At 61.2% G+C, this 12,909-nt stretch carries 9 protein-coding genes and 2 riboswitches; of the genes, 8 read left to right on the top strand and 1 reads right to left on the bottom strand.

Annotated features, from left to right (window positions below; all coding sequences use genetic code 11):
- Positions 1-914: 914 nt before the first annotated feature.
- On the bottom strand, positions 915-3,167 hold the full coding sequence (locus DLM86_RS21415; RefSeq protein ID WP_110842117.1) for a cadherin-like beta sandwich domain-containing protein: 2,253 nt from the start codon (positions 3,165-3,167) through the stop codon (positions 915-917).
- 313 nt (positions 3,168-3,480) lie between these two features.
- Positions 3,481-3,572: riboswitch (cyclic di-GMP riboswitch) on the bottom strand.
- Positions 3,573-4,044: 472 nt separating this feature from the next.
- Positions 4,045-4,137: riboswitch (cyclic di-GMP riboswitch) on the top strand.
- 178 nt (positions 4,138-4,315) lie between these two features.
- On the opposite strand from DLM86_RS21415, the gene DLM86_RS21420 reads away from it, so the two are divergent.
- The 8 genes from DLM86_RS21420 (at position 4,316) to DLM86_RS21455 (ending at position 12,841) form a co-directional block, all read left to right on the top strand.
- A complete protein-coding gene (locus DLM86_RS21420) occupies positions 4,316-5,095 on the top strand; it encodes a hypothetical protein (protein WP_110842118.1) in 780 nt (259 codons plus the stop codon).
- A 180-nt stretch (positions 5,096-5,275) separates the two neighbouring features.
- Positions 5,276-6,181, top strand: a complete 906-nt coding sequence (locus DLM86_RS21425) for a Gfo/Idh/MocA family protein (protein WP_110842119.1) — start codon at positions 5,276-5,278, stop codon at positions 6,179-6,181.
- Between the two features lie 139 nt (positions 6,182-6,320).
- The gene (locus DLM86_RS21430; protein ID WP_245954794.1) at positions 6,321-7,355 is read left to right on the top strand and encodes an alpha/beta hydrolase family protein; all 1,035 of its coding nucleotides are present in this window, start codon (positions 6,321-6,323) and stop codon (positions 7,353-7,355) included.
- A 98-nt stretch (positions 7,356-7,453) separates the two neighbouring features.
- Positions 7,454-8,284 carry a helix-turn-helix transcriptional regulator gene (locus tag DLM86_RS21435; protein ID WP_110842120.1) on the top strand — a complete coding sequence of 277 codons (831 nt, stop codon included), beginning with the start codon at positions 7,454-7,456 and terminating at the stop codon, positions 8,282-8,284.
- Between the two features lie 114 nt (positions 8,285-8,398).
- Positions 8,399-9,550, top strand: coding sequence for a Gfo/Idh/MocA family protein (locus DLM86_RS21440; protein WP_110842121.1), 1,152 nt, complete (start codon positions 8,399-8,401; stop codon positions 9,548-9,550).
- A gap of 16 nt (positions 9,551-9,566) precedes the next feature.
- Complete coding sequence (locus DLM86_RS21445) at positions 9,567-10,736, top strand: dihydrodipicolinate synthase family protein (protein WP_110842122.1); 1,170 nt, start codon at positions 9,567-9,569, stop codon at positions 10,734-10,736.
- A gap of 28 nt (positions 10,737-10,764) precedes the next feature.
- The gene (locus tag DLM86_RS21450; RefSeq protein ID WP_110842123.1) at positions 10,765-11,586 is read left to right on the top strand and encodes a sugar phosphate isomerase/epimerase family protein; all 822 of its coding nucleotides are present in this window, start codon (positions 10,765-10,767) and stop codon (positions 11,584-11,586) included.
- Between the two features lie 25 nt (positions 11,587-11,611).
- On the top strand, positions 11,612-12,841 hold the full coding sequence (locus DLM86_RS21455) for a Gfo/Idh/MocA family protein (RefSeq protein WP_245954796.1): 1,230 nt from the start codon (positions 11,612-11,614) through the stop codon (positions 12,839-12,841).
- Positions 12,842-12,909: the final 68 nt, after the last annotated feature.

Genomic DNA, 12,909 nt, shown 5'->3' on the forward strand with positions numbered 1-12,909 from the left:
AACGGCTTTCCGGACCGGAAACTTATTTTAGTTGGAGGGAGCAACAAGGTATGGCATGTTCATGTATACAGGGTCAATTACGTCGAAATCCAAGGATCGCGTGCGCAGGTTCAAACGGCGACGTACTCCGCTGCCAAAAACTGATTTCCGGAATAAAGCGGCAAATCAACAGTCGACTATTGTTATTAAGAACGCTTGTAGGTGCAAAAAGCGCGAGCGGAAGCTGTAACCCTCGGGGGTGCAAGGTTTCCTTTCAGGGACAAAGTCGCCCCGGTCCAAACGTGCAGGTAGCCAGACTGAAGCGGGAGGTCATTCGTCTACTCCAACGCTTATTAAAAATAGTTGGCGCAAAGTTCGTTGATATCAGCTGTTCTCGCACAACGTGTGGGGAATTCGTATTTAATGATCGGATTTGATGAAAACAAGAAGGACGTGACGACTTTGAAAAAGGCTGTAAAAACCAAGCGTCTAATGGTTGCCCGCAAGAAAACAGTCGAACGGGAAATACAGACTCTAGCGAAAATGATTGGCACCCAAAATGTTGGAATCACTTGTTTTAAAGTAAACGGGAAATTCAGATGCTTCTTTCGTTTCGGACCACAGCCAGGTTAAAAAAGGAAGGGATCCATTTGAAAAAAATAAAAGGAAAACCACTCGTATGCCAGCAAGTCATAGCCCGGAAAAGACAGATCATCCGAAGAAAGCTTGAAGCCCTATCGAAAATTTTGGGCGAAGATCTTGTATTTGTCAGATGTTCTCCAGTAAACGGCAAGTTAAGATGCACGTTTACTTTCCGGCATTCCAATGGAGGAGAGGAAACCGGCTAAGAAACCGCAAGAAAAGCCTCCGTCCAAGCATTCTCAGGAATGCATGGACGGAGGCTTGCGTCATCGTGGAACCTTTATCCCTGCCGGTTAGGGCTTGTCCTGCAGGATGCGGACGAGCACCGCGACGGCTTCCGCTCTCGTGGCCGTGCTGGCCGGCTCGAACCGGTTGCCGGAGCGGCCCTCGATAATGCCTTCCTGCGCCGCTTTCGCAACAAACCCTTTCGCCCAAGCCGGAATGTCCGCATCGTCCGTGAACGATGTCGCCGTGATGGCGGCGGACATCTTCCAACCGCGGATCAGCATGGTGACCATTTCCGCGCGGTTGATCTTCACGTTCGGACGGAGCGTCTCGTCCTCGTAGCCTTCGATGATGCCCGCTCGGATCGCCGCGGCCAGTTCGGCTTCGGCCCAGCCGGGGATCTCATTCCGATCCTCGAACGATTCGAGGACGGCGGCTTCTCCCGATTTCTGCAGCTTCATCGCCCTTGCGACCATAAGCGCGAACTGCAGTCTTGTCACCTCGTCGTCCGGCAGGAACTTGTCACTTGAAGGACCCTGTACCACGCAAAGCTCCGATGCCGATTCGATGTCCGATTTCGCCCAATGGTTTTGAATATCCGTCCAGGTGAGCTTCGTACAAGCCGCCTCACCCGGCTGTTCCGATGGTTTCTCCGTTTCCGGTTTCTCCGTATCCGGTTTATCTGCGGAATGATCGGGAGTCGTCGAACCGCCGCTGCCGCTGTTGTTGCCGGTGTCCGCGCTCCCGTTTCCGTCTGTCTCTCCTTCATTCTCCGGCGATGTCGATGCCGTGTCCTGACGGGTCACGTCGACCGTGTATGTCTTTTTCGTCAGCCCGTCTTCCGCCGTTACCGTTACCTCAATTTTGTTGGACCCGACGTTCAGCGGAATCGCCTGCGATGCCGTCCCGCTCGTTACCGGCGTGCCGTTCACCGTCACCGTCGCCATCGGATCGTAGACGGTCGCCGTGACCGTCAAGCTGTATACGCTGTTCGTCACCGTAGCCGTATAGCTCGTCGTTCCGCTAAGGAATGTCGGCGTCAGTGTGCCTTGCGACAGCGTCAGGTTGCTCAGGTCGGCGTTGCTGCTCGCTGCTTCACGAGTTACCGTCACCTTATACGTCTTCTCCGTGCCGTCTAGTGCCGTCACCTTCACCGTGACCTCGTTATCCCCGACATTCAGCGGAATCGAATGCGACGGCATGCCGCTCGCCGTTACGTTTCCGTTCACCGTCACCGTCGCGGTCGCGTCCGCCACGGCCGGCGTGACCGTCAGGCCGTATACGCTGTTCGCCACGGTAGCCGTATAGCTTGTCGTCGCGCTGTCGAAGCCTGGCGCCAATGTGCCTTGCGACAGCGTCAGATTGCTCAAATTGGCGTTTGGCTCGGACACCGTTACCGTACTCGTATCCGAGTAGTTCCCGTCCTCCGTCGTTGCGGTAATGATCGCCGTACCCGGGGCAACCGGCGTGACGACGCCGTTCGCATCCACCGTCGCGACGGCGGTGTTGGACGACGTCCATTGAATATTTTTATTGGAAGCATCCGTGGGGTGCACATTTGCGTTCAGTTGTCCGGTGCTTCCTCCCCATACAAGCGACAGGGAGTCCGGCGTCACGCTCACCCCCGTAACGGGCTCATACGAATAGGTAACGGTCAACTTGGGACGATTTTGCGCTGTTGTATGCTCTTCAGAGTAAATAGCTCTAGTCCAGTCGCCGGTCCATTCCCCCACTTGCAACATGAGCCCGTAATTGGTAGAGGTTCCATCGATCCATTGCTGAACAAGATTGGTTAGATCCAACGAGAACTTGGTACCGATCCCGTAGCCGTTGATCGATTGTGTGGAAACAGGAGTCGGATCATAGATCGCAGCCGCTACCGAATTGTTCCACTTAATTTGGCTTTCGTCCCAGTCGGTAATGACCTTATAAACAGCTATTGGTGCACTTGCATTTGGGCTGCCGTTGCCAAATATACCATTGGTTAATTCCAGACTGGCGTTTGTGATCATCGAGCCTTGCGGTATGGAGGAGAGGTTGTAATAAAAAAACGGTACTAGATCAGTGAGCGAGTGTCCGCGAAGCCCCAGGAAAGTAAGATTACCATAATTGTCGTCAGCAGAATCGCTCTTGACGTGAGCGCTCTTCATGTCCGTGTATCCGTCAAGACCATACTGAAACACCTTCGTCACCGGCGTGGAAGCCGCAGAAGCCGGACCCGGGAATGCTATCAACCCCGTAAGTACAGAAATAACCAAGGCCATGCTAAGCACAGCCGAAATCAATGGCCGAAACGGCCGCAGTCGAGGGCCTGTCCGCATTTTGCATACCTCCTGTCGAATTCCGTGTGAGAGAGCGGGGGCATCGCGAAAAACGCATTTCCGATCCGTTCGGCACGACTGTCTTCCAGCCGGCGCCCCCGTTTTGTTCCATTCATCATCGCCTCGTGCTTATCAAGTTCGGTGCCCCCGGGAAGACGAGGCAATCCTGGTCGATTATGATTTCACCTCCTTTCAATGTCTGTCGTTCAACCGCGAAAATGACCGTTTACCCCTCCGCTTCGCGTTTTTGACGAACAAAAAAACTCCGCCCGGCAGCATACGCATGCAAACAGACGGAGCTTCATCCGCCGTTTCGGGCAGCTGGCTGGCAATAGCGGGAAAAGTTCCGCCTTAGCCCCTGTAGCTTTGCGTCCCCGCCTTTCGACGGGTTTGCCATGGTCCAACGGTTCGATACATTGTTACAAATGTTGACAATTCAAACTATAACAACATTTGTTATCTTTTGGTATAGGTCTGCGGAAGCCTATAAATTATTCCATTTAGGAAAAACCGACTGCCCGGCGAAAGGGAGGCTCGGCCATGGAAGGCCGTTTCGCGGCGGGAACCGTTCTCTTTAGGCTAGCCGGAGAGCGTCATATCCGTTTCTCCTCCCATCTGGCAAAAAGAATGCTGATCAAGCGAGGGTTTGTCGATTTTTGTAGAATGCATTTTTTGGCCCCGAGGCTCTTGCCGCTCGATGGCATCATGGATTGTACCCGGAACGCCAACGCCAAGAATAGGTCCATGACCTCAACCGGCACGGCGATCCACGGTTATCGTAAGAGAAAATGGAACGCGGGACCTATCGATTTCCGCTGGAAAACGCCGTATATTCAGCATAGATCGACCGGTTCCAATGCTGACAAAATCATACTTCGTACGACAATAGCAAACCCACTGAAAAGTGGCGACGCAAAGCTTCAGGGGCTAAGGCGGTCATCTTTTGCCGCTATGCCAGCCAGCTGCCGAATACGACGGATGCCTCCGTCTACTTTCCTATTGAGTCAGACGGGGGTTTTTTTGTTCAAACGACCCAATACAGCGTGACGAAAAGGAGGCGACGAATCCAAGGAGCTTGGTGCGAGACCGACCGGAATCCGAGGAACGGATCCGACAACGACGATCAGGATCGAAAGGGGAATGTCCTTATGCATCCATACTTGGCCCCGTGCCGCATCGTGGAGTTGATCAACCCGTACGAGCAATGGCGCGACCCGCTCGTTCGCGAGCTGTTCGAGAAGACGACGACACTCAAGTTCGAAAGCTACAGGAAAAAATATCCGGCAGGCGTCATCCCGACCGATGCCGTCAGCTGGTTTTGCGATCATCTGTTGGTCTGCCGGGAGCACGGAGGCCGATTGCAGCCGATCCTGGGCTTCCAGCGCGCGACGATGGAGCGTTACCGCAGGCACTACCACCCCTTCACTCCGCTGGCGATGTGCGAGGGCGCCCGGGATTCCCGGCATATCACGGCGATGAAGAAACTGGCGGCCCAATTTGCCGGTCACCCGCATCTGCTTTCGTATACGGGTTCTTTTGCGGTCGCCCCCGGGTTTCGTACGGACCGGACATTGACGGAAGAGCTCGTCCGGCTGATGGTCGTCCTGCACTATTTTGTCCATAGGGAAGCAGGGGAAGGGCATGAGATCGTCACCGGCCCGACGATCCGCTCCGGACTGGATACGCTTCTGCTCGATTTCGGGTTCTTCCCGCTCGTGGAGCCGAAAGACGAGCACGATAAAGCGGCTTTGCCGGTAAGTTCCTTCGACGGTGAAGAAGTCCGGATCGTGCGTTGCCGGGAGTTCAACCGGGATTTGGTGCAGCTGGCCGAGCCCTATCGGTCGATGTGGGCGAACCGGCTGGTGCTTCACGGCCATACGGGCTTGGAAGGCATGCCGGGGGAGAGCTTGGTGCGGGCGCACGGCTGAACAACCGGTCGCGGTGCGGCCGGCGCTTCCTTGTTCGCCGGGACGGCTGCAAACATCGAAAAATAATGGCAAACCGATCGAAAGAAAAGGCAATAATTCCGTCCCCCTTCTTGGTATAGTGATACTAGGAACGTGCGGCACGCCAAGCCGCCGGACAATACGAACAAGGAGGTGCGTTCGATGCCGAACGCATTGAGAATCGGAATCATCGGGCTGGACACGTCTCACGTGACCGCCTTCACCCAGCTGCTGAACGACTCGTCGCAGCCGTATCACGTACCGGGCGGACAAGTCGTCGTCGCCTATCCGGGCGGCTCGCCGGACTTCGAGCTGAGCATCTCCCGCGTCGCGGGCTTTACCGACAAGCTGCGGGACGAATACGGCGTGGCCATCGTCGACTCCGTCGAAGCGGTAGCCGAGGCGAGCGACGCCATTTTGCTGGAATCGGTGGACGGCCGCGTACACCTTGAGCAGTTCGCGAAAATCGCCCCGTACGGCAAGCCGGTGTTCATCGACAAGCCGCTCGCGGTCGAATCCGGCCATGCGAAGCAAATCGCCGAGCTGGCCGCGAAGCATAACGTGCCCGTCATGAGCACGTCCGCGCTCCGGTTCGCCGAAGGGCTGACGGACGTGCTGGCCGACGGCGAGAATGGCGCGATCATCGGCGTGGACGCCTACGGTCCGATGGCGATCCAGCCGACGCAGCCGGGCTTTTTCTGGTACGGCATCCATACGGTCGAAATGGTGTTCGCGGTGCTCGGCAAAGACTGCATCGACGTCACCGTCACGACGAACGACGACCACGACTTGATCGTCGGCCGTTGGGCGGACGGCCGCATCGCCACCGTGCGCGGCAACCGGAAAGGCAACAACGCCTTCGGCGCGCTCGTCCATCGCGAGAAGGGAAGCCGGTTCGTCGACGTCTACTCGAACCCGAAGCCTTACTACGCAAGCTTGCTCGAGCGAATCGTGCCGATGTTCCGGGGCGAAGGCGCCGCGATCGACTTCGCGGAGACGCTGCAGGTGATCCGCTTCATCGAAGCGGCGAACGAGAGCCGCGCCAGCGGCAAAACGGTGGCGCTGTAACGAGCGGCCGCGATTAGGAAGGGTGTGCGACCGGGCGAAAGCGGGACGGAAACGGGCGGGCGTCGAACCGCCGCGGCCTCGTCCCGTTCCGCTGCGCCTTTCGCACGCAGCCCGACGGAGAAAGGGGAACGTTCCGATCATGAGCTATTCGCTGGAACGATTGAACCGCGAAGGCGTGCCGAAGCTGCTCGACGGCATCGCCGACGCGACCGCTTGGGAAGCGAAGCGGAGCGCGATCGAGGAACGGTGGCTGGCGTTCATCGGGGGACTTCCCGAGCGGGTGCCGCTGCGCTATGACGTGCTGGCGGAGACGGAGGAGGAGCGGCATACGCGTATCCATCTCCGCTACGATTCGGTCGACGGCGACCTTGTAACCGCTTACCTGCTGGTGCCGAAGCGGAAGCCGTCGGCGTCGAGCGGCGGCAGGCTGCCGGCCATCATGGCGCTTCACCAGACGGCGAACGAAGGCAAGGCGGAAATTTGCCTGCCGACCGGCACGGCCAACCGGCGGTACGGCTTGGAGCTCGCCGATCGCGGCTACGTCGTGCTGGCGCCCGATACGATCACGGCGGGCGAGCGCGTGTACGAGGGGGCCGCCCCGTTCCGGACGGCTCCCTTCTACGAGCGATACCCGGCCTGGACGGCCGTCGGCAAAATGATCGCCGATCATCGGCAAGGCGTCGACCTGCTCGCCTCGCTCGACTGCGTCGACGCGGACCGGATCGGCGCGATCGGCCATTCGCTCGGCGGCTACAACGCGATCTTCCTCGCCGGCGCCGACGAGCGGATTCGCGCCGTCGTCTCGAGCTGCGGCTTCGCCACGTTCGCGGGCGATCCGAACCCGAACCGATGGGGACGGCGCGACTGGTTCTCGCATATTCCGGCCCTCACCGACGAGCTGGAGCGGGGGACCGTTCCGTTCGAATGGCACGAGATCGCCGCTCTCGCCGCGCCGACGCCGCTGTTCAACTGGAGCGGACAGGCGGACGCGATCTTCCCGCATTGGGAGCCGATCGCCGAGGCGATGCGCGACCTGCACGGGCTGTACGCCCGGCTGGGCGCGCCGGAGCGGATGCTGTCGCTCGACGGCACGAGCGGACACGACTTCCCGGGGCCGGTGCGGGCGGCGGCGTACGATTTTCTGGACCGCTGGCTCGCACGGGAGGAAGATTAGACGGATTCGTCCCGAACGTATCTTTCGCTTGTAAAACGCTTCCTCTCCGGGATAAAATGGGCATAAACAAGCGCACGCGTCCCGGTTGGAGGTTACGCATGGCGATCAAATGGATCGACTTGTCCCGCAATCAGATCGACATCTACGAGCAAAAGCATATGGGCGGCCATCTCGTAAGCGACCACCATCATCAAATTCATCAGCTGCTGTTCGTGCTCGAGGGGGAAGGCCGCCTGCGGCTCGAAGGCGCCGCGCACGGGCTCTCCGGCAACGACGCCGTGCTGATCGCGCCGTACGCGGTCCACTCCGTCATGTCCGACTCGAAGCTGACGCTGCTCGTGCTCGCCTTCGACGAATCGGCGCTCGACCCGGAGGTCGCCGAGCAGCTGCTCCGCGGCCCGTTCCGCCATTCGGTCGTGCTGAAGCCGTCGCTGTTCGCGGGCAGCGAGCTCCGGCAGCATTTGCGGAGGATGCTGTTCGAGCAGTCCAAAGGGCCGTCGGCGCTCACCCGGCTTTCGCTCAAAATCCATCTGTCGCACATTTTGCTCGTGCTGGCCCGATCGGCCGAGGCGCCGCAGGCCGCCGCGGACTCGAACCGGCTCCGCGCGGACAAAATCCGCCACTACATCGACATGCACTACTACGAGCCGCTCACCGCCGGCGACCTCGCCGCGAAGCTCGGCATCAGCACGCGGTACGTCAACAACATTTTCAAGGAACGGTACGACCGGACGCCGATGCAGTATTTGACCGAGGTGCGCATCCGGGTCGCCCAGAAGCTGCTCGCGGAGACGGGCAAGGACATCATCTCGATCGGCTTCGAGGTCGGGTACGACTCGGTGTCGACGTTTTACCGGACGTTCAAGGCGGTGGCGGACATGTCGCCGAAAAAATACAGGGAGCTGCATCCCGACCGTTCCGAGGAGTGAGCGCGGAACGGTTTTTTTCTGTTCCGAAAGTAAGAATCGCATTCCCGGACTCGTAAGAAACCGGTCGGCCTTCCGTTTTACAATGGCGGTAGAAACGGAAAGGAGCCATGATCCATGACAGTACACAATATCGGTATCATTATGAACGGGGTAACCGGACGGATGGGGACGAACCAGCACCTGATCCGGTCCATCCTGGCCATTCGCAAGCAGGGAGGCGTCGCCCTGCCGAACGGGGACGTCATCATGCCGGACCCGATTCTCGTCGGCCGCCAGGAGAGCAAGCTGCAATCGCTCGCCGAGACGCACGGCGTCGAACGGTGGAGCACGGATCTCGAGGCGTGCCTCGCCGACCCGTACAACGAAATTTACTTCGACAGCCAGACGACGGTGCGCCGCGCGGAAAGCGTGAAGCAGGCGATCGCTGCGGGCAAGCACATTTACTGCGAGAAGCCGACGGCCGTCGATCTCGACGGATCGCTTGAGCTGGCCAAGCTGGCGCGGCAGGCCGGCGTGAAGAACGGCGTCGTGCAGGACAAATTGTTCCTGCCGGGGATGCTCAAGCTGAAGCGGCTCGTCGATTCCGGCTTTTTCGGACGCATCCTGTCCGTCCGGATGGAATTCGGCTACTGGGTGTTCGAGGGCGATTGGCAGCCGGGGCAGCGGCCGTCGTGGAACTACCGCAAAGAGGACGGCGGCGGCATCATCGTCGACATGTTCGCGCATTGGCGTTACGTGCTGGACAATTTGTTCGGGGAAGTGAAGGCGGTATCGTGCCTCGCCGCGACCCATATTCCGAACCGCGTGGACGAGCAGGGTCGCCCGTACGCGTGTACGGCGGACGACGCCGCGTATGCGACGTTCGAGCTGGAGGGCGGCATTATCGTCCAGGCGAACTCGTCGTGGACGGTGCGCGTCGACCGCGACGACCTGCTGACCGTCACCGTCGACGGGACGGAGGGCAGCGCCGTGGCGGGCTTGCGCGACTGCAAGGTGCAGCACCGCGTCAACACGCCGAAGCCGGTCTGGAATCCGGACATCCCGAACCCGTTCAAGTTCCGCGAGCAGTGGGTGCCGGTGCCGGAAAACCAGACGTACGACAATGCGTTCAAGGTGCAGTGGGAAATGTTCCTGAAGCACGTCGTCGTCGACGCCCCGTTCCCGTGGGATTTGCTCGAGGGCGCGAAAGGAACCCAGTTGGCCGATCTCGGCTTGCAGTCGTGGCGCGAGCGCCGGTGGATCGACGTGCCGAAGCTCGGACTGTAACGGGGAGGGACGGACGATGACGATCAAGCTGACGCTCCCCCGGGCCGGGGGGACGCTGTACGATTATACGCTCGCTCCGGCCGGAGCCGCGTTCGACGTCCCGGCGAAGCCGTTCGCCGGCCGGATCGCCTTCTCGGCGGCGCACGTCGTGTGCGATCCGTTCGCGGACGCCGATCCGCTCCATCACGCTCAGATCGATTGGGAAGGCACGCTCGCGTACCGCCGCCATCTGTGGTCGCTCGGCCTCGCCGTGGCGGAGGCGATGGACACCGCCCAGCGCGGCATGGGGCTCGACTGGCACCGCGCGAAGGAGCTCATCCGCCGCTCGATCGCCGAGGCGAAGGCGGTCGGCGGCCGGATCGCCTGCGGCGCCGGCACGGACCATCTCGCGCCGGGGCCGAACGTGACGCTGGCCGACGTCGAAGCCGCCTACGAGGAGCAGGTCGGGTTCGTCGAGGGCGAGGGCGGCCAGGTCATCCTGATGGCGAGCCGGGCGCTCGCCGCGTGCGCCGCCGGCCCCGACGATTACGAGCGCGTATACGGGCGCATTTTGCGCCAGACGAAGCGGCCGGTCATCCTGCACTGGCTCGGCGACATGTTCGACCCGGCGCTGGCCGGCTACTGGGGGTACCGCGACGATCCGGACGCGGCGATGGACGTCTGTCTGCGCGTCATCCGGGCGAACGCGGACAAAGTCGACGGCATCAAAATTTCGCTGCTCGACGCGGACAAAGAAATCAGGATGCGCCGGCTGCTGCCGGAAGGCGTCAAGATGTATACGGGCGACGATTTCAACTATCCCGAGCTTATCCGTGGCGACGATCAAGGCTACAGCCACGCGCTGCTCGGCATATTCGACGCGATCGCGCCGGCCGCGGCGGCGGCGCTGCACGCGCTGGACGCCGGCGACCTCGACCGGTACGAGGCGATTATGGGACCGACCGTCCCGCTGTCGCGGCATATTTTCCAAAAGCCGACGTACGCCTATAAGACCGGCATCGTGTTCATGGCTTATTTGAACGGCAAGCAAAATCATTTCCGGATGATCGGCGGGGCGGAAGGAGCGCGCTCGATCGTCCATCTCGCCGAGCTGTTCGTCCTGGCCGACCGGGCGGGCTTGCTCGCCGATCCGGAGCTGGCCGCCGAGCGGATGAACCGGGCGCTGGCGCTGGCGGGCGTCCGATAGGACGAGGGACGATAGGAGGAGCGAAGCGATGGAACCGTTGCACAACTTCGACAGGCTAAGCTTGAACCAAATTACGACCGACCGGCTGAACATGCGGGAGGCGGTCGACTGCTGCGTCCGCGCCGGCGTGCCGTGGATCGCCCTATGGCGGCACAAGGTCGCCGAGGCGGGCCTCGCCGCAAGCCGCCGTCTCGTCCGCGACGCCGGCTTGCGCGTCTCGAGCCTGTGCCGCGGCGGCTACTTCCCGGCGGCGACGGCGGAGGAGCGCAAGGCGCGGCTCGACGACAACCGCCGCGCCGTCGAGGAGGCGGCCGAGCTCGGCACCGACACGCTCGTGCTCGTCTGCGGCCCGGCGCCGGACCGCGACATCGACTACGCGCGGCGGACGGTCGCCGAGGCGATCGCGGAGCTCGCGCCGTTCGCGCGCTCGCACGGCGTGAAGCTCGGCATCGAGCCGCTGCACCCGATGTACGCCGCCGAGCGGTCCGTCGTCAATACGATGGCGCAGGCGCTCGCGCTCGCCGAGCCGTTCGCGCCGGACGACGTCGGCGTCGTCGTCGACGCGTTCCACGTCTGGTGGGACCCCGAGCTGTACGCCCAGATCGAGCGGGCGAAAGGCCGCATCCTCGGCTTCCACGTGTCGGACTGGATCGTGCCGGTACCCGATCTGCTTATGGGCCGGGGCATGATGGGCGACGGCGTCATCGAGCTGCGGCGGATGCGCCACGCGGTCGAGGCGGCCGGCTACGCCGGACCGATCGAGGTGGAAATTTTCAATCGGCAAGTATGGGATATGCCGGGAGACGAGGCGCTTTCCTTGATCAAGGATCGTTACCTGAAGCATGTATGACGATACGCCCGAGGAGGATACGGGAGTGGACGGAAAACGTTGCAAAGCGCTGCTGATCGGCATCGGAGGTTTCGGCAAAATTCACGCGAACATGATGAAGGAGTTGGCCGGCGACAGCAAGCTCGACATCGTCGCCTTTGCGGAAATCCGGCCCGAGGCGTACCCCGAGACGTACGCCGGGCTGACCGCCGCCGGAGCGGCGCACTACGCCGACTACGAGCGGATGCTCGCCGAGCACCCGGAGGCGGACTTCGCGGCGATCGCCACGCCGATCGCCGCGCATAAGACGATGGTCATCCGGGCGCTGCGCATGGGCTTTCACGTGCTGGTCGAGAAGCCGCCGGCCGTCACCGTTCAAGATCTCGACGAGATGATCGCCGTTCGGCGGGAGAGCGGAAAACGGTGCCAGGTCAACTTTCAAAATACGTCCGGCCGTGCGTTTCGCCATTTGCTCGAGCGGATCGGCGAAGGCGCGCTCGGGACGGTGAAGCACGTCACCGGGGTCGGCATGTGGAACCGGACGCGCAGCTACTACGAGCGGACGCGCTGGGCCGGGAAGCTGATGTGCGACGGCGAATACGTGCTGGACGGCACGATCAACAACCCGCTCGCGCATTTGCTTCACAACAGTCTGATCGTCGCCGGGGGCGGAGACGCGTCGCGAGCGGCGCCCGTGCGGGTGCAGGCCGAGCTGTACCATGCGAACGATATCGAAGGCGACGACACGTCTTGCGTCCGGATCGAGACGGCGAGCGGCGCGGACGTCCATTTCTACGGGACGATGTGCCACGACAACTACGAATCGCCCTATATCGCGGTGTCGGGGACGGAAGGCGAGGCGTTGTGGGATTACCAGAACAATTTGACGATCCGCAACCGCGACGGGGAAACGGTGCTGTCGTTCGGCCAGGAGGAGCTCGTCCGCAACATGTACGTGAACTTGATCGAGGCGATTCGGGACGACGGCTTGCCGCTCTATGCACCGCTCGAGCATACGCGCAGCTTCGTCGCCGCCTCCAACGGCGCCTTCGAATCGTCCGGCGCGATACGCGCCATCCCGTCCCCGCATTACCGCCAGATGGGCGAAGGGGGAGGCGCGTCGAGGCACCTTCCCGATCTGTCCGAGCGGATGAAGGACGCGGCCGGGAAGCGGCTGCTGTTCTCGGAATACGGGTTCCCGTGGGCGGTGCCTACGAAGCCGTTCCCGATGGACGGCTACGTCCGGTTCGAGCTTCCGGCCGGGATGAGGACGTGAAGCCGACGGCGCACGAGGCTAGCCAAGCGTCAAACCGCAAGGTACAGGAAAGGCCGCCCCGGAGGGCG

Origin of the sequence: Paenibacillus flagellatus, assembly GCF_003217775.1 — a bacterium.
GTDB classification, from domain to species: Bacteria; Bacillota; Bacilli; order Paenibacillales; family NBRC-103111; genus Paenibacillus_AB; species Paenibacillus_AB flagellatus.

What these genes read in the sequence shown, in the direction of transcription:
- DLM86_RS21415 (WP_110842117.1), bottom strand. Translation starts at nt 3,167, where the DNA reads ATGCGGACAGGCCCTCGACTGCGGCCGTTTCGGCCATTGATTTCGGCT.
- DLM86_RS21420 (WP_110842118.1), top strand. Translation starts at nt 4,316, where the DNA reads ATGCATCCATACTTGGCCCCGTGCCGCATCGTGGAGTTGATCAACCCG.
- DLM86_RS21425 (WP_110842119.1), top strand. Translation starts at nt 5,276, where the DNA reads ATGCCGAACGCATTGAGAATCGGAATCATCGGGCTGGACACGTCTCAC.
- DLM86_RS21430 (WP_245954794.1), top strand. Translation starts at nt 6,321, where the DNA reads ATGAGCTATTCGCTGGAACGATTGAACCGCGAAGGCGTGCCGAAGCTG.
- DLM86_RS21435 (WP_110842120.1), top strand. Translation starts at nt 7,454, where the DNA reads ATGGCGATCAAATGGATCGACTTGTCCCGCAATCAGATCGACATCTAC.
- DLM86_RS21440 (WP_110842121.1), top strand. Translation starts at nt 8,399, where the DNA reads ATGACAGTACACAATATCGGTATCATTATGAACGGGGTAACCGGACGG.
- DLM86_RS21445 (WP_110842122.1), top strand. Translation starts at nt 9,567, where the DNA reads ATGACGATCAAGCTGACGCTCCCCCGGGCCGGGGGGACGCTGTACGAT.
- DLM86_RS21450 (WP_110842123.1), top strand. Translation starts at nt 10,765, where the DNA reads ATGGAACCGTTGCACAACTTCGACAGGCTAAGCTTGAACCAAATTACG.